Below are 15,029 nucleotides of genomic sequence, written 5' to 3' on the forward strand. Positions count from 1 at the left end.
GACAAGACCCGACAGCCACGGGAGCTGCGCGCCCATGACCAAGACCCTCGCTTCCACCGGCATCGCCCGTCTCGCCACCGCCGATGCCGACTTCGACGACCGCCTGGACGCCCTGCTGGCCTGGGAAGGCGTTTCCGATGCCGACATCCAGCGGCGCGTCGACGAGATCATCGCCGCCGTGAAGGTCCGTGGCGACGCGGCGCTGATCGAGTACAGCAACCGCTTCGACCGGTTGGCGGTCGCCTCCATGGCCGAGCTGACCCTGGGTCCGGCGCGTCTCGAACAGGCCTACCGGGGGTTGCCCGTCGAACAGCGTGACGCCCTGGCCGCCGCCGCCGAGCGCATTCGCCTCTACCACGAGCGCCAGAAGCCCGAATCCTGGCACTACACCGAGGCCGACGGGACCGTGCTCGGCCAGCAGGTCGTGCCGCTGGATCGTGCCGGGATCTATGTGCCCGGCGGCAAGGCGGCCTACCCCTCCTCGGTGCTGATGAACGCGATTCCCGCCCATGTGGCCGGCGTCCGCGAGATCGTCATGGTGGTGCCGACGCCGGATGGCGTGCTCAACGAGCTGGTGCTGGCGGCGGCCCATCTGGCCGGCGTCGACCATGTCTTCACCATCGGCGGGGCCCAGGCGGTCGCGGCGCTGGCCCATGGTACCGAGACGGTGCCGCGGGTCGACAAGATCGTCGGGCCCGGCAACATCTACGTGGCCACCGCCAAGCGGGCGGTGTTCGGCCGGGTGGGTATCGACATGATCGCCGGTCCCTCGGAGATCCTGGTGATCTCCGACGCCGGTACCCCTGCCGACTGGCTGGCCATGGACCTGTTCTCCCAGGCCGAGCACGACGAGGATGCCCAGGCGATCCTGGTGAGCTGGGACAGGGCCCATCTCGAGGCGGTGGAGGCGGCCATCGAGCGCCTGTTGCCGACCCTGGAACGGGAGGCGATCGTGCGCGAGTCCCTGGCCGGGCGGGGTGCGCTGATCCACTGCCGCGACCGCGCCGAGGCGGCCGAGCTGATCAATCGCATCGCCCCCGAGCACCTGGAGCTGTCGGTGGCCGACCCGGAGAGCTGGCTGCCCGAGGTGCGGCATGCCGGTGCCATCTTCATGGGGCGCTACACCGCCGAGGCGCTGGGTGACTACTGCGCCGGTCCCAACCATGTGCTGCCCACCTCGGGCACGGCACGCTTCTCCTCGCCGCTGGGGGTCTACGATTTCCAGAAGCGTTCCTCGATCATCCACTGCTCGTCGCAGGGGGCCTCGGCGCTCGGCGGGATCGCCTCGGTGCTGGCGCGAGGCGAGTCGCTGACCGCCCATGCCCGGTCGGCCGAATATCGTCTCAAGGAACAGGATCGAATCCGGACGTAGGGGGATGGCCCTCTGCAACGACGAAGGCCCCGTCGCTGACGGGGCCTTCGTCGTCGAGGGGGCGGGGTCACGGCTCCGGGCGGCGCAGCTCCGGTGGCGGACGTTCGCCCACCTCCAGGGTGACTTCCAGCGCTTCGCCGCCACGGAGCACCGTCAGCGGCAGCTCGGCCCCGGGCTCGATGGCGGCGATGTCGCTCATCGCTACCCGGGCGTCGAGGATCGGGCGTCCGTCCACCGCGAGCAGGACGTCGCCCGGCTGCAGGCCGGCCTGGGCGGCGGGGCCGCCGGGGACCACCGCGGCGATCACCACGCCGCGGGGTGCCTGGAGACCGAAGGAGGCGGCCAGCTCCTGGTTCAGCTCCTGGGCCTCGATGCCCAGCCAGCCGCGGATCACCCGGCCCTGGGTGACCAGTTCCTCGAGGATGTTGCGGGCGAGATTGGCGGGGATCGCGAAGCCGATGCCCTGGGAGCCGCCGGAGCGCGAGAAGATGGCGGTGTTGATGCCCACCAGGGCGCCCTCGGCGTTGATCAGGGCGCCGCCGGAGTTGCCCGGGTTGATCGCCGCGTCGGTCTGGATGAAGTCCTCGTAGGCGTTGAGGCCCAGATGGCTGCGACCGGTGGCGCTGATGATGCCCATGGTCACGGTCTGGCCCACTCCGAAGGGGTTGCCGATGGCCAGCGAGACGTCGCCCACCGCCACGTCGCCGGAGTCCGCCAGTTCGATCACCGGCAGGCTGTCCAGGCCGATACGCAGCACCGCCAGGTCGCTCTCCGGGTCGGTGCCGACCACCTCGGCGAGGGTCTCGCGGCCGTCGCGCAGGGCGACCCGGATCTGGTCGGCGCCGCCGATGACATGGTGGTTGGTGAGGACATAGCCATCGCCGCTAACGATGACCCCGGAGCCCAGGCTCGAGAGCATGCGCTGGCGGCTGGGCAGGTCGTCGCCGAAGAACTGGCGGAAGAAGGGGTCCGACATCAGCGGGTGCTGCTCGCGCTCGACCACCCGCGAGGAGTAGATGTTGACCACTGCCGGTGCGGCACGGTCCACCGCCTCGGAGTAGGTGACCGGACCCTGCTGGCGTGCCATGGGGGCCGACTGGCGCAGCTCGGGGGAGGGGCGTGACGCCTCCTCGGCAGGCGCGTCCACCGGGGTCGGCGAGACGGGCGCCGTGGGGGGTTGCGGCGCGGTCACCGGCGACTCGGGGCGCCCCAGGAGCTGCGGGAAGGCATTGAGCAGCACGATGGCCAGCAGTACGCCGATGAGGGCGGGCCAGACGTACGGCAGCAGGTTGCGTCGCATGCGGGGTGTTTCCTTCTCGCGGTGCTTGTCGCGACCCTGGGCCGCGGTCGATACAATGGCGACAGTGTAACATTGCCGATTCACCGATGCCCGGAGGTGTGAATGAACCGTGACGACCTGGTCGCCGCCTGCGACCACCTGCTCGATGCCGGCCGCTTCAGGGACTACACCGTCAACGGCCTGCAGGTGGCCGGGCGTGATCGGGTGGTTCGGGTGATGACCGGCGTTACCGCCTGCCAGGCACTCCTCGACGAGGCGGTGGCCTGGCGTGCCGACCTCGTGCTGGTCCACCATGGTTACTTCTGGAAGAACGAGCCGGTGGCCATCACCGGCATGAAGCAGCGCCGCATCCGCACCCTGCTGCTCAACGACATCAGCCTGCTGGCCTACCACCTGCCGCTGGATGCCCACCCGGAGCTGGGCAACAACGCCGAGCTGGCCAGGCACCTGGACTTTCGCGTCGAGGGCTGTGCCGACGGCGAGCTGGGCGAGGGGCTGCTGTGGCTGGGGGCGCCGCCCCCGGGCCTGGATGCCCGGGGGCTCGCCCGTCATGTGGGCGAGCGACTGGCGCGCGAGCCGCTGCTGATCGAGGCGCCGGGCGGCGGCGAGATCGGTCGCGTCGCCTGGTGCACCGGGGGCGCCCAGGACATGATCACCGCCGCCCGGGAGGCCGGGGCCGACGCCTTCATCTCGGGGGAGATCTCCGAACGCACGACCCACCTGGCCCGGGAGCTGGGCATCCACTACCTGGCGGCGGGGCATCATGCCACCGAGCGCTACGGCGTCCAGGCGCTGGGGGAGTGGCTGGCCCGCGAGCACCGCCTCGAGCATCGTTTCGTCGATATCGACAACCCGGCCTGAAGGCGCCGTATCACGCGTCGCCTCGGGCGTGAGGCGGTGTCGGTCAGTAGCGGGGAGGCTGCGGGGCGCCGGTCTCGCCGCTCTTCAGCCCGAAATCCTCGGAAAGGGTTCCGCCGGTGCCGTCGGCATAATCGCGGGGGGCGGCATACTCCTCGTTGGCCGCCTGCTCCTCGGCCGCGAACGTGACTTCCAGGCTGCGTCGTGCACGGTCATGGCCGGCAAGGGTGGCGGCGTCTTCCTCGAGGCGCCTGGCCAGGGTGTCGCTGTCGCGCTGGAGGCTCTCGACCAGGCCGTTGATGGTAGCGAAATGGTCGTCGACGCCATCCTTGAGGGCAGCCAGTTCGCGGTCGCGCTCCGCGAGGCGCTGGCGCAGCTTCTGCAGGTGGCCGGCGCCGGCGTTGAGCAGGTGATAACCCAATGCGCCGATACCGGTGCCGGCCAGCAGGCTGGCGATGGCCAGTACCCAGTTGATGTTGCTTTCGTCCACGTGTGTCTCCCTGCAGCTGTCGGACGATCCGGTGCGCGAGGCGGAGCCGGTGTCGAGGGCGGGGTTGCCCGGTGGCCCATTATAGGGCCGAGGCCGCGCGCCGGGTCAACGCGGAGCCGGCGATGCGAAGCGCCGGCCAGGCGCGTATAATGCGTTCCTCATCGAAGCCGTGAGCAGGCCGCAGACTTTCCAGGAGCGCATCGCCAACCATGTCAGCATCCCGTGACGCGAGCCGTCCCGCCACGCCGGTGGCACGCTACCGCGCCGACCTCGAACGTGACGACTTCCAGTATGATCCGGCCCAGGAACGGGCCGTTGAGCATCTGCAGCGGCTCTTTGATGAACTGGTGGCCAGGCCCCGCACCCGGCCGCGCGCGGTGCTCGGCGGCAAGGGGCTGAAGTCGCGCGTGGCGGGGCTGTTCGGGCGTCGGGAGGAGACGCCGGAGCCGGCGTTGCCCGAGGTCGCCGGCCTCTACTTCTGGGGGGGCGTGGGGCGTGGCAAGACCTACCTGGTCGATACCTTCCACGAGACCCTGCCCTTTCCCGACAAGATGCGTACCCACTTCCATCGCTTCATGCAGCGGGTGCACAACGAGCTCGAGCACTACAAGGGCGAGAAGAACCCCCTCAAGCTGATTGCCGCCAAGTTCGCCGCCGAGACCCGGGTGATCTGCTTCGACGAGTTCTTCGTCAAGGACATCACCGATGCCATGATCCTGGCCAACCTGCTCGAGGCGCTCTTCGAGCACGGCGTGGTGCTGGTGGCGACCTCCAACATCGTGCCCGACGACCTCTACAGGGACGGCCTGCAGCGGGCCCGCTTCCTGCCGGCGATCGACCTGCTCAAGCGCCACTGCGAGGTGGTCAACGTCGATTCCGGCATCGACTATCGCCTGCGGGCCCTGGAGCGGGCCGAGATCTTCCATGCCCCGCTCGATACCACCGCCGAGCGGGAACTCGCCCGCAGCTTCCGCGAGATCGCCGGCCACGAGGGGGAGGGGGACGTGCCCATCGAGATCAACCATCGGGTGCTGCACACCCGGCGCCTCCATGACGACGTGGTGTGGTTCGAGTTCCGCGAGCTGTGCGACGGGCCGCGTAGCCAGAACGACTACATCGAGCTGGCCCGCGAATACCACACGGTGCTGGTCTCCAACGTGACCCGCATGAGCGGCGCCACCGACGACCAGGCGCGGCGCTTTATCAACATGGTCGATGAGTTCTATGATCGCGGTGTCAAGCTGCTGATGTCCGCCGAGGTGCCGGCCGAGCAGCTCTATGTCGATGGCCGCCTCGAGTTCGAGTTCCAGCGTACCCTTTCACGGCTCCAGGAGATGCAGTCCCACGAGTACCTGGCGCTACCCCACAAGCCTTGAGCCGGATCAGCCCCGGTGTATGAGTGCCGTGAGTGAACGGCGGTAACCCTGCCAGCATTGCCTTGGCACCGGTGGCTCGTGTAGAATGCGCGCTCGCTCGACCGTTGCGCCGTCTCTGCGAGGCGGGCAACCAAGAAGAATAGGGATGGTCCCATGCCGGGCGCTCCGGCGGCAGGACCCAATACATCGATCTGGTGATTCATCCATGAAGACGTTCACTGCCAAACCGCAGTCCGTCCAGCGCGACTGGTACGTCGTCGACGCCACGGACAAGACGCTCGGCCGTCTGGCCACCGAAATCGCTCGTCGCCTGCGCGGCAAGCACAAGCCGGAATTCACCCCGCATGTCGACACCGGCGACTACATCGTCGTGATCAATGCCGAGAAGGTGAAGGTCACCGGCAACAAGGCCAGGGCCAAGACCTATTATCGCCACACCGGTTATCCCGGTGGCCTGCGCTCCATGACCTTCGACAAGCTGGTCGAGCACGCGCCGGAGCGCATCATCGAGTCCGCCGTCAAGGGCATGCTGCCGAAGGGTCCCCTGGGTCGTGCCATGTATTCCAAGCTCAAGGTCTATGCCGGCACCGAGCATCCGCATGCTGCCCAGCAGCCGCAAGAACTGAACATCTGAGGGAGTCTTCGCCATGACACAGCAGTATTACGGAACCGGGCGCCGCAAGACCTCTACCGCCCGCGTCTTCATGAAGCCGGGCACCGGCAAGATCACCGTCAACAACCACGAGCTGGACCAGTACTTCGGTCGTGTCACCGGTCGCATGGTGGTCCGCCAGCCGCTGGAGCTGACCGACACCCTGAACCAGTTCGATGTCTTCGTCACCGTCAAGGGGGGTGGTGGTTCGTCCCAGGCCGGTGCCATCCGTCACGGCATCACTCGCGCCCTGATGGTGTACAACGAGGACTTCCGCGGCCAACTGCGTGAAGCGGGCTACGTCACCCGTGACGCCCGCCAGGTCGAGCGCAAGAAGGTGGGTCTGCGCAAGGCACGTCGCCGTCCGCAGTTCTCCAAGCGTTAAGCGGTCGCTGCTGCGAGAAAAACGCCCGGGTCCCATGACCTGGGCGTTTTTTTGTTCCTGATCAATAAATTGTCGCCGTTTTTCCACCTTGGTCAAGGGGCTTGTCCTTGTGCGGGGCGATACGATTTCTTAACATAGTGCGCATTTGATATCCGTGGTCGCGGGACGCTCTACTGCCCGTGATGGAACAACGGGTAAGCTGATGGGAGAAACCTGAAATGGCAGACAACGGCGTGAACAAGGGTCGGCGCCGTTTCCTCGTGGGTGCCACCACCGTTGTGGGTGCGGTGGGTGCCGTCGGGGTAGCGGTCCCCTTTGTGGCTTCCTGGCAGCCCAGTGCCAGGGCAAGGGCGGCGGGTGCGCCGGTACGAGCCGATATCTCCAAGCTCGAACCGGGTCAGCGCATGACCGTGGAGTGGCGGGGCAAGCCGGTATGGGTCATCAATCGCACGCCGGAGATGATCGAGCTGACCGAGGGGCTGGATGCCTCGCGACTGGCTGATCCGGATTCCGACGTCCCGCAGCAGCCCGGTTATGTTACCGGCGCGTTGCGCTCCATCAAGCCCGAGATCGGCGTGATCATCGGTATCTGCACCCACCTGGGCTGCTCTCCGCTCTTTCGCCCCGAGCCCGATGCCGAGGGAGTCGGTGTCGATGATTGGCCGGGCGGTTTCTTCTGTCCTTGCCATGGTTCCCGCTTCGACCTGGCAGGGCGGGTGTTTCGCAACGTGCCGGCCCCGACCAACCTCGAGGTGCCGCCGTATCGCTTCGAGAATGACGAGATCATCGTCGTCGGCGAAGATGAGGAGACTGCCTGATGGGTAACCCGAACAAAGCCAAGGCGGAGCGCGGGTTCATGCGCTGGGTCGATGACCGCTTTCCCGCCACCCAGATGTGGCAGGAGCATCTGTCCAAGTACTATGCCCCGAAGAACTTCAACTTCTGGTACTTCTTCGGCTCCCTGGCGCTGCTGGTGCTGGTCAACCAGATCCTCACCGGCGTGTGGTTGACCATGAGCTTCAACCCCTCCGCCGAGGGGGCCTTCGCTTCGGTCGAGTACATCATGCGCGACGTGGAGTGGGGGTGGCTGATCCGCTACATGCACTCCACCGGGGCCTCGGCGTTCTTCGTGGTCGTCTATCTGCACATGTTCCGCGGCCTGCTCTACGGCTCCTACAAGGCGCCCCGCGAGCTGGTATGGATCTTCGGCATGGCGATCTACCTGGCGCTGATGGCCGAGGCCTTCATGGGCTATCTGCTGCCCTGGGGGCAGATGTCCTACTGGGGGGCCCAGGTCATCATCTCGCTGTTCTCGGCGATTCCGGCCATCGGTCCGGACCTGGCGCAGTGGGTGCGCGGCGACTTCCTGATCTCGGGCATCACCCTGACCCGATTCTTCGCCCTGCACGTGGTGGCACTGCCCATCGTGATCCTGGCGCTGGTGGTGCTGCATATCATCGCCCTGCACGAAGTCGGCTCCAACAACCCGGACGGCATCGACATCAAGGCCAAGAAGGACGAGACCGGCAAGCCGCTCGACGGCATCCCCTTCCATCCCTACTACTCGGTCAAGGACCTGGTCGGGGTGGCCGTGTTCCTGTTCGTCTTCGCGGTGGTGATCTTCTACTTCCCGGAGGGTGGCGGCTACTTCATCGAGAAGCCGAACTTCGAGCCTGCCAACCCGTTGAAGACCCCCGACCACATTGCACCGGTGTGGTACTTCACGCCCTTCTACGCGATCCTGCGCGCCATCACCTTCTCGCTATTCGGGCTCGACGCCAAGTTCCTCGGCGTGGTGTGCATGGGCGCGGCCATTGCGGTGCTCTTCGTGCTGCCCTGGCTCGACCGCAGCCCGGTGCGATCGATGCGCTACAAGGGCTGGATGTCCAAGGTGATGCTGGCCCTGTTCGCGATCAGTTTCGTGATCCTCGGCGTGCTCGGGGTGTTGCCGGTCACCGAGGGGCGCACCCTGCTGTCCCAGGTGTGTACCGTCATCTATTTCGCCTTCTTCCTGCTGATGCCGTTCTATACCCGGCTGGAGAAGACCAAACCCGTTCCGGAGAGGGTGACTGGCTAATGAAAAAGCAACTGTTCGCACTGCTCTTCGCGCTGGTGCCCTTCACGGCCATGGCCGCGGGAGGCGCGAGCGTGCCGTACTCGATGACGCCCGACCTCAAGGACGAGGCGTCACTGCAGAACGGCATGAAGCTCTACGTCAACTACTGCATGGGCTGTCACTCCCTGGAGCACCAGCGTTTCGCCCGTGCCGCCGAGGACCTGGGGATGCCCCAGGACCTGGTCGAGGAGAACCTGATCTTCTCCCCGGCGCTGGCCTTCAACGATCAGATGCACATCGCCATGGACCGCGGCGATGCCGAGAGCTGGTTCGGGGCACCGCCCCCGGACCTGACCCTCGAGGCGCGTCTGCGTGGCACCGACTGGATCTACTCCTACCTGCTGAGCTTCTACAAGGACCCCAGCACCGGCACCGGCGTCAACAATGCCGTCTTCGATCTGGTGGCAATGCCCAATGTGCTCGAGCCGTTGCAGGGCGTGCAGGAGAAGGTGTGCGCCGAGAGCGACCATCCCATCGACGGTGCCGAACTCGACCCCCTGACCGGCAAGTACCAATCCTGCGAGGTCCTGCAGGTGACCCAGCCCGGCGCGATGGAGCCCGACGAGTTCGAGGAGGCGGTCTATGACCTGACCAACTTCCTGGCCTACGTCGGTGAGCCGTCCAAGCTGCAGGCCCAGGCCCTGGCGCCCAAGGTGCTGATCTTCATCTTCATCTTCGGTGTCATTGCCTACCTGCTCAAGCGCGAGTACTGGCGCGACATCCACTGATCCGTCTCCGGCGGAGATGACCGGGGCGCGTGGCCGAGGGCCATGCGCCCCTTTGGTTTGCGAAATGTGGTGTGTCCGATCCCCCGGGGAGCGGGCGCCCGATGGCCCCTCAAGGTGGGGGTTGTCGTGTTATCATTGCCGTTCGAACTGATGCGAGGATTGTTTCATGGGTGTAGTGGCCAAGCGGTCGTCGATGATCTTCTACTCCGGGGGCGATGACCACTTCAGTCATCGCGTACGCATCGTGCTCGCCGAGAAGGGCGTGGCGGTGGATATCGTCGAGGTCACCGACGAGCAACACCCCGCGGAGCTCGCCGACCTCAACCCCTACAACAGCGTCCCCACGCTGCTGGACCGGGACCTGGTGCTCTACGAATCCAAGGTGATGATGGAGTACCTGGACGAACGCTTCCCGCATCCGCCGCTGCTGCCGGTCTATCCGGTGGCCCGGGCACAGAGCCGGCTGTGGATGCATCGCATCGAGCGTGAGTGGTGCCCGCTGGTCGACCAGATCCTCGGCGCGCCCAGGAAGGAGGCCGAGAAGGCGCGCAAGGAGCTGCGCGAGAGCCTGATCGGCATCTCGCCGATCTTCGAGGACATGCCGTTCTTCATGAGCGAGGAGTTCACCCTGGTCGACTGCTGCCTGGCTCCCATTCTCTGGCGCCTGCCCGTGCTGGGCATCGAGTTGCCGGAGATGCAGATCAAGCCGCTGGCCAGCTACATGGAGCGGGTGTTCGGCCGCGAGGGCTTCAAGGCCGCGCTGAGCGAAAGCGAGCGTGAGATGCGTCCCTGAACACGAACCTTGGCCCGCGGGCCGGGGTTCCCCAATGCAGGAGGGCAAAGATGATGCAATCGAGTCGCCCCTATCTCGCCAGGGCCCTGTATCAGTGGTTGCTGGATAACGAGCTCACCCCCTACATCGTCGTCGATGCCGAGCAGCCGGGCGTCGAGGTGCCGCGTCAATTCGTGCAGAACGGCCAGATCGTGCTCAACATGGCGCCCACAGCGGTGCGGGATCTCTTCATGGAGAACGAGGCGCTGGGGTTCAGCGCCCGTTTCGGCGGCCAGCCGATGCGCATCATGGTGCCGATCTCGGCGCTGGTGGCGATCTATGCACGCGAGAACGGGGTGGGCATGGTGTTCGGCCACGAGCCGGTGATGCCGATGGCGCCGGAGCCGGCCGGGGTCGAGGAGCCGGTGCTTTCCGGTGTCGATGCCGAGGAACCGGGCGACGATCCGGAGGCGGGGAAGTCGCGGTCGAAGGAGGGTGCCGACGGCGAGACCCCACCTCGCAAGGGGCGTCCCTCGTTGCGGGTCATCAAGTAATCCGGCGACGCGGGAGGCGAACGAGAAACGGCAGGCCGGGGCCTGCCGTTTCTCGTTCCGGTAGGGTAAGGCTCAATCGATGTAGTCGAACACCTTGACGATGCGTTGCACGCCACCGATTCGGGACACCGCCTCGACGATGCGATCGGCCTCGGCACGGCTGACGATGCCCATCAGGTAGACGCTGGCGTTCTCGGTGATCACCCGGATGCGCCCCGAGTCGATCGACTCGTTGCTGGCCAGGTTGGTGCGGATGCGAGTGTTCACCCAGGTGTCGGAGAGGCGCTGGCTGGCCGGCAGGTTGGCGGCCACGGTCAGCTCGTTGTGCACTTCACGCACGTTGCGTACCTCGCCGGCGATGTCGGTTGCCATCTGCCTGAGCTCTTCGCTGGGTACCTGGCCGGTCAGCAGCACCACGCCGTTGTAGGCATCGACATTGATGCGGGCGTCGCCCAGGCGGGCATCGGTGCGCCGCAGGTTGTGACTGATCTTGGTCTCGATGCTTTCATCCTCGACCTTGGTGCCGAGGGTGCGCTCGCGGTAGTTCTCGTCGATGGTGCCGGGGTGGGTGACACCGGTGACGGCGGTGCAGCCGGCGAGCCCGAGCGCCAGGGTCAGCAGAAGGGGGGTGAACAGGGACGTCTTGGTCATGGGAGTTACTCGCTTGCGCCGAAGAGTTGTTCGTCGATCAGGTCGCACAGGCAGTGGATCACCAGCAGGTGAACCTCCTGGATGCGGGCGGTGGAAGTGGCCGGCACGCGGATCTCGCAGTCGTCCTGGCCGAGCAGGGAGGCCATGTTGCCGCCGTCGCGGCCGGTGAGGGCCACCACCGTCATGTCGCGGTCGTGGGCCGCCTGGATCGCCTGGATCACGTTGGCGGAGTTGCCGCTGGTGGAGATCGCCAGCAGGATGTCGCCGGGCTGGCCCAGGGCGCGTACCTGCTTGGAGAAGACCTCGTTATAGCTGTAGTCGTTGGCGATGGAGGTCAGGGTCGAGGTGTCGGTGGTCAGGGCCAGGGCGGGCAGGCTCGGACGCTCGCGCTCGAAGCGGTTGAGGAGTTCGGAGGAGAAGTGCTGGCTGTCGCCGGCGCTGCCACCGTTGCCGCAGGCCAGAATCTTCCCTTCGCTGACAAGGCACTGCACCATCATCTGGCTGGCTACCTCGATGAAGGGCGGCAGCACTTCACTGGCGTAGGTCTTGGTGTCGATGCTGGCATTGAAGTGGCCGAGAATTCGCTGCTGGAAATCCATGCTGGGTTCCTGGTCCTTTTAGCAGTTTGGCGTGGCCGGTCAGAACGCGTCGAAGGCACCCTGTACCCACAGGAAGTCGAGGGCCGGGGCCTGGCCGGTCACGGCCAGCACGTCGAAGCGGCAGGGACATGATAGCCCGTTGCGCTGGAGATAAAAACGCGCCGCCCGGATCAGGCGGCGCTGCTTGGCGGCGGTGACGGTCTCGAGCGGGTGGCCGTGACGGGTGTCGGCGCGGTGACGAACCTCGACGAACACCAGCACCTCGCCGTCGCGCATCACCAGGTCGATCTCGCCGCCCTTGGCGTGCTGGTTGCTCGCCTCGAGGTCGAGCCCCTGGTCGACCAGCCAGGCCGCGGCGAGGCGCTCGACGGCGCCGCCGCGGGCCCGGGCATCACGGGGACTCGCCATCACCATCGCCATTCGAGCCGAGATCGAAGAGCCCCGGGATCAGGATGGGCTGTGGCACGCCATTCGTGAAGCGTGCCCAGGGCAGCTGGCGCTGGATGCGGCCATCGTCCCGCAGGCGCAGGGTGCCGGTGGCGCCGAACAGCTCGCTGTCCGGTAGGGCCTGGAACTGCGGCAGGCGGCGCGCAAGCTCATAGGCATCGACCCCCATGGCCATCAGTCGGAACAGGGCCGGATCGGACTCCTCGCGCAGCTGGCGGTAGCTGGTCGTGAAGGGCAGGGCGTCCTCGCCGCCCACCGCGGCATCGGGAATCTGCCAGGGGATGTCGATGAACTGGACATCGTCGAGGTCGTGGTCCAGCCGCGGCTGCAGGCGTCCCTCGAAGAGATGCGAGGTGGCGTAGATCGGCAGCTCGCCGGCGTAGTAGTAGTCCAGGGTCGGGGGGACCTGGCGCGCGAACTCGGGCAGGGCGAGCAGGAACAGCATGTCGATGTCACCCAGCCGCGCGTGCTCGCCGCTCACGCGCAGTGCCGGGCGCACCGCATTGGCGACGCTGCTCTCCGGGTCGTAGCGCACGGCATTGGTGACCTCGCCGCCGCGCTCGCGCCACTCGTTCCAGAAGGCTTCGCCGACCCGGCGGCCCCAGTCGTTGTCCGGCACCATCAGCACCGCCTGGCGGTGGCCGTCCTGCCAGGCGCGGCGCGCCGACTGGCGTGCCTCGTCCTCGGCGGAGAGGCCGTACTGGAAGAGCCCCCGGGCCCGGTTGCGCTCGCCATGACCATAGTTGAGGGCCAGGGTCGGCAGCGGCACGCTGTCGAGGTTCTCGAGCTCGGTGACCTGGTCCTTATCGAGCGGACCGATCACCACCTGGGCGCCGCGATTCTCGGCCTCGCGATAGAGGGCCGCAAGGTCACTGTTGCTGGCGTCGATGAAGCTCAGACGGGCGCTGCTGCCGCCGTCGGCGGCGTTGAGGTGGTGGGTGCGCATGCCCTCGCGAATGGCGCCGGCGACGCCGGCCAGCGGGCCCGATTCGGGCAGGAAGACGGCGATGTGGTCGACCTCCATCCCGCGCAGATCGCGCAGGGCCAGCAGGTCGGCGGGCAGCCGCCGTGCAGCGGGATGCCGGGGGTGGCCCGCACGCCAGTCGTCGAGGCGGCTGAACAGGCGCTCCAGGTCGCCGGCACTGCTGCGGGCCAGCTCGGCCAGGGCCAGCCAGCCCAGGGTGAGATCGTCGGCGCCGTCGCGCAGAGCCGAGAGCTCGCGTCCATCGAGACGCGAGAGGGCTTTCCAGATCGGGTCGTTGAGTGCCTCCCGACCGGTGTCGGCCTGGGCGCGCAGCAGCGCCTCGGCGGCAGCGCCGGGTTCGTCGACCTCGAGCAGGGCCAGGCCCATGCGCCGGCGCAGGGTGTCGGCCTGGTCGCGTGAGAGGTCGAGGGCGTCGAGGTCCTGTCCGGCCCGGATCACCGCCCAGGGGTCGTCGAGTTCCTCGCCGAGCCGTGACAGCAGCAGTGCCCAGCGCACCCTGGCTCGGCCGGGTAGCAGGCCATCGTCGATGTCGCCGGCGATCTCGAGTGCCTGGGGGTGATCGCCCTGGCGTGCTAGGATGTCGGCCGCTTCGAGCCGGGTGAGGGCGGCCTGTTCCGGGGCCTGCTGCTGGGCCTGTGCGAGCAGGCGCCCGGGATCGTCGTCGGGCATGCGCTCGACGATGCCGGGCCGGTAGGCACAGCCGGCCAGCAACAGTGCCAGGAGCGCGGCGGCCAGGGGGCCGCGGGGCATTTTCCGCATGAATCCATCCTTGTCCTGAAAGCGCCAGGGGAGCCGAGATGTCTGACTCGAGTATGGGCACATTGTACGTGGTCGCCACGCCGATTGGGAATCTGGAGGATCTGAGTCCTCGTGCCGCCAGGGTGCTGGGTGAGGTGGCACTGATCGCCGCCGAGGACACCCGGCACAGTGGCCGGCTGTTGCGACACCTCGGGCTCTCGGTGCCGATGCTCTCGCTGCATGAGCACAACGAGGCGGCCCGGGTCGCCCAGCTCGATGCGCGGCTTGCCGGCGGTGACTCGATCGCCCTGATCAGCGATGCCGGTACGCCATTGATCAGCGATCCGGGCTTCGTGCTGGTTCGCGAGTTGCGTGCCCGCGGACGACGCATCGTGCCGGTGCCGGGTCCCTGTGCCCTGGTGGCGGCGCTCTCTGCGGCGGGGTTGCCCACCGACCGCTTCCTGTTCCAGGGCTTCCTGCCGGCGAAGGGCGGCGGGCGTCGCGGCCGGCTGGAGGCCCTGGCTGGCCATGAGGAGACCCTGGTCTTCTACGAGTCGCCCCATCGCATCCGCGACACCCTGGCCGACCTCGGCACTTGCCTGGGCGATCGCCGGCTGGTGTTGGCCCGGGAGCTGACCAAGACCTTCGAGACCTTCCTCGACGGCACGGCGGCCGAGCTGCTCGAACGCCTGGCGACCGACCCGGACCAGGCCCGCGGCGAATTCGTGATCATGGTGGCCGGTGCCGCGCCCCGCGATGACGGCGACACCGCCGCGGTGGACGCCGACGCCCTGCTCGGGGCGATGCTGGCCGAGGGGGTGGGGGTCAAGCAGGTCGCGGCGGTGGCGGCCCGGGTGCTGGGGGGCGCCAAGAAGACCTGGTATGCCCGCGCCCTGGTATTAAAAGAGAGAAGCCAGCCGTAACTGATCAAGGCTTTCCGGCGGCAGGTCTACGAGGGGGCGCTGTGAACCCTTCCCTGGGCGCTACCGATGCCATCCCTGGCATA

At 67.3% G+C, this 15,029-nt stretch carries 17 protein-coding genes; 11 read left to right on the forward strand and 6 right to left on the reverse strand.

Annotated elements, in window-relative coordinates:
• Positions 1 to 34: 34 nt before the first annotated feature.
• Positions 35 to 1,372: a histidinol dehydrogenase gene (gene hisD / locus MKP05_RS00700; protein WP_240566616.1), complete on the forward strand. Its 1,338-nt coding sequence runs from the start codon at positions 35 to 37 to the stop codon at positions 1,370 to 1,372.
• A 67-nt stretch (positions 1,373 to 1,439) separates the two neighbouring features.
• On the opposite strand, the gene MKP05_RS00705 is transcribed toward hisD, so the two are convergent.
• Entirely contained in the window at positions 1,440 to 2,672 is a 1,233-nt protein-coding gene (locus MKP05_RS00705) for a Do family serine endopeptidase (protein ID WP_240566617.1), read from the reverse strand.
• A gap of 102 nt (positions 2,673 to 2,774) precedes the next feature.
• Here MKP05_RS00705 and MKP05_RS00710 point away from each other — a divergent pair, with 102 nt between their 5' ends.
• Positions 2,775 to 3,533, forward strand: a complete 759-nt coding sequence (locus MKP05_RS00710; protein WP_240566618.1) for a Nif3-like dinuclear metal center hexameric protein — start codon at positions 2,775 to 2,777, stop codon at positions 3,531 to 3,533.
• Positions 3,534 to 3,576: 43 nt separating this feature from the next.
• Here MKP05_RS00710 and MKP05_RS00715 read toward each other — a convergent pair whose 3' ends face one another.
• Complete coding sequence (locus MKP05_RS00715; protein WP_240566619.1) at positions 3,577 to 4,020, reverse strand: Z-ring associated ZapG family protein; 444 nt, start codon at positions 4,018 to 4,020, stop codon at positions 3,577 to 3,579.
• A 209-nt stretch (positions 4,021 to 4,229) separates the two neighbouring features.
• On the opposite strand from MKP05_RS00715, the gene zapE reads away from it, so the two are divergent.
• The 8 genes from zapE (at position 4,230) to MKP05_RS00755 (ending at position 10,603) form a co-directional block, all read left to right on the forward strand.
• Positions 4,230 to 5,396: a cell division protein ZapE gene (zapE, locus tag MKP05_RS00720; RefSeq protein WP_240566620.1), complete on the forward strand. Its 1,167-nt coding sequence runs from the start codon at positions 4,230 to 4,232 to the stop codon at positions 5,394 to 5,396.
• A gap of 205 nt (positions 5,397 to 5,601) precedes the next feature.
• The gene (gene rplM, locus MKP05_RS00725; RefSeq protein ID WP_110281844.1) at positions 5,602 to 6,030 is read left to right on the forward strand and encodes a 50S ribosomal protein L13; all 429 of its coding nucleotides are present in this window, start codon (positions 5,602 to 5,604) and stop codon (positions 6,028 to 6,030) included.
• Positions 6,031 to 6,043: 13 nt separating this feature from the next.
• Positions 6,044 to 6,433 (forward strand): 30S ribosomal protein S9, encoded by a 390-nt coding sequence (gene rpsI, locus MKP05_RS00730; protein WP_110281843.1) that lies wholly within the window; start codon positions 6,044 to 6,046, stop codon positions 6,431 to 6,433.
• 218 nt (positions 6,434 to 6,651) lie between these two features.
• Positions 6,652 to 7,251, forward strand: a complete 600-nt coding sequence (gene petA, locus MKP05_RS00735) for a ubiquinol-cytochrome c reductase iron-sulfur subunit (RefSeq protein ID WP_240566621.1) — start codon at positions 6,652 to 6,654, stop codon at positions 7,249 to 7,251.
• The gene (locus MKP05_RS00740; RefSeq protein WP_110281841.1) at positions 7,251 to 8,510 is read left to right on the forward strand and encodes a cytochrome b; all 1,260 of its coding nucleotides are present in this window, start codon (positions 7,251 to 7,253) and stop codon (positions 8,508 to 8,510) included. The genes petA and MKP05_RS00740 overlap by 1 nt, the downstream gene beginning before the upstream one ends.
• On the forward strand, positions 8,510 to 9,277 hold the full coding sequence (locus tag MKP05_RS00745) for a cytochrome c1 (protein ID WP_240566622.1): 768 nt from the start codon (positions 8,510 to 8,512) through the stop codon (positions 9,275 to 9,277). The genes MKP05_RS00740 and MKP05_RS00745 overlap by 1 nt, the downstream gene beginning before the upstream one ends.
• A 166-nt stretch (positions 9,278 to 9,443) precedes the next feature.
• A complete protein-coding gene (locus MKP05_RS00750; protein ID WP_110281839.1) occupies positions 9,444 to 10,070 on the forward strand; it encodes a glutathione S-transferase N-terminal domain-containing protein in 627 nt (208 codons plus the stop codon).
• Positions 10,071 to 10,123: 53 nt separating this feature from the next.
• The gene (locus MKP05_RS00755) at positions 10,124 to 10,603 is read left to right on the forward strand and encodes a ClpXP protease specificity-enhancing factor (RefSeq protein ID WP_240566752.1); all 480 of its coding nucleotides are present in this window, start codon (positions 10,124 to 10,126) and stop codon (positions 10,601 to 10,603) included.
• Between the two features lie 72 nt (positions 10,604 to 10,675).
• Here MKP05_RS00755 and MKP05_RS00760 read toward each other — a convergent pair whose 3' ends face one another.
• Genes MKP05_RS00760 through MKP05_RS00775 form a run of 4 tightly spaced genes read right to left on the reverse strand, consistent with a single transcriptional unit; the run spans position 10,676 to position 14,044 of the window.
• Positions 10,676 to 11,254, reverse strand: coding sequence for a BON domain-containing protein (locus MKP05_RS00760; protein WP_240566623.1), 579 nt, complete (start codon positions 11,252 to 11,254; stop codon positions 10,676 to 10,678).
• 5 nt (positions 11,255 to 11,259) lie between these two features.
• Positions 11,260 to 11,853, reverse strand: coding sequence for a phosphoheptose isomerase (locus MKP05_RS00765; protein WP_110281837.1), 594 nt, complete (start codon positions 11,851 to 11,853; stop codon positions 11,260 to 11,262).
• Positions 11,854 to 11,892: 39 nt separating this feature from the next.
• Complete coding sequence (locus MKP05_RS00770) at positions 11,893 to 12,261, reverse strand: YraN family protein (protein ID WP_110282788.1); 369 nt, start codon at positions 12,259 to 12,261, stop codon at positions 11,893 to 11,895.
• Positions 12,245 to 14,044 carry a penicillin-binding protein activator gene (locus MKP05_RS00775; RefSeq protein WP_240566624.1) on the reverse strand — a complete coding sequence of 600 codons (1,800 nt, stop codon included), beginning with the start codon at positions 14,042 to 14,044 and terminating at the stop codon, positions 12,245 to 12,247. Before MKP05_RS00775 ends, MKP05_RS00770 begins: the two co-directional genes overlap by 17 nt.
• A gap of 38 nt (positions 14,045 to 14,082) precedes the next feature.
• Here MKP05_RS00775 and rsmI point away from each other — a divergent pair, with 38 nt between their 5' ends.
• Entirely contained in the window at positions 14,083 to 14,946 is an 864-nt protein-coding gene (rsmI, locus tag MKP05_RS00780; protein ID WP_240566625.1) for a 16S rRNA (cytidine(1402)-2'-O)-methyltransferase, read from the forward strand.
• The last annotated feature ends 83 nt before the right edge of the window (positions 14,947 to 15,029 follow it).

The organism is Halomonas flagellata (assembly GCF_022487945.1).
GTDB classification, from domain to species: Bacteria; Pseudomonadota; Gammaproteobacteria; order Pseudomonadales; family Halomonadaceae; genus Halomonas; species Halomonas flagellata.

Bases quoted from the DNA above. Each gene is read 5' to 3' on its own strand.
- hisD (WP_240566616.1), top strand. From the start codon at position 35: ATGACCAAGACCCTCGCTTCCACCGGCATCGCCCGTCTCGCCACCGCC.
- MKP05_RS00705 (WP_240566617.1), bottom strand. From the start codon at position 2,672: ATGCGACGCAACCTGCTGCCGTACGTCTGGCCCGCCCTCATCGGCGTA.
- MKP05_RS00710 (WP_240566618.1), top strand. From the start codon at position 2,775: ATGAACCGTGACGACCTGGTCGCCGCCTGCGACCACCTGCTCGATGCC.
- zapE (WP_240566620.1), top strand. From the start codon at position 4,230: ATGTCAGCATCCCGTGACGCGAGCCGTCCCGCCACGCCGGTGGCACGC.
- rplM (WP_110281844.1), top strand. From the start codon at position 5,602: ATGAAGACGTTCACTGCCAAACCGCAGTCCGTCCAGCGCGACTGGTAC.
- rpsI (WP_110281843.1), top strand. From the start codon at position 6,044: ATGACACAGCAGTATTACGGAACCGGGCGCCGCAAGACCTCTACCGCC.
- petA (WP_240566621.1), top strand. From the start codon at position 6,652: ATGGCAGACAACGGCGTGAACAAGGGTCGGCGCCGTTTCCTCGTGGGT.
- MKP05_RS00740 (WP_110281841.1), top strand. From the start codon at position 7,251: ATGGGTAACCCGAACAAAGCCAAGGCGGAGCGCGGGTTCATGCGCTGG.
- MKP05_RS00745 (WP_240566622.1), top strand. From the start codon at position 8,510: ATGAAAAAGCAACTGTTCGCACTGCTCTTCGCGCTGGTGCCCTTCACG.
- MKP05_RS00750 (WP_110281839.1), top strand. From the start codon at position 9,444: ATGGGTGTAGTGGCCAAGCGGTCGTCGATGATCTTCTACTCCGGGGGC.
- MKP05_RS00755 (WP_240566752.1), top strand. From the start codon at position 10,124: ATGCAATCGAGTCGCCCCTATCTCGCCAGGGCCCTGTATCAGTGGTTG.
- MKP05_RS00760 (WP_240566623.1), bottom strand. From the start codon at position 11,254: ATGACCAAGACGTCCCTGTTCACCCCCCTTCTGCTGACCCTGGCGCTC.
- MKP05_RS00765 (WP_110281837.1), bottom strand. From the start codon at position 11,853: ATGGATTTCCAGCAGCGAATTCTCGGCCACTTCAATGCCAGCATCGAC.
- MKP05_RS00770 (WP_110282788.1), bottom strand. From the start codon at position 12,261: ATGGCGAGTCCCCGTGATGCCCGGGCCCGCGGCGGCGCCGTCGAGCGC.
- MKP05_RS00775 (WP_240566624.1), bottom strand. From the start codon at position 14,044: ATGCGGAAAATGCCCCGCGGCCCCCTGGCCGCCGCGCTCCTGGCACTG.
- rsmI (WP_240566625.1), top strand. From the start codon at position 14,083: ATGTCTGACTCGAGTATGGGCACATTGTACGTGGTCGCCACGCCGATT.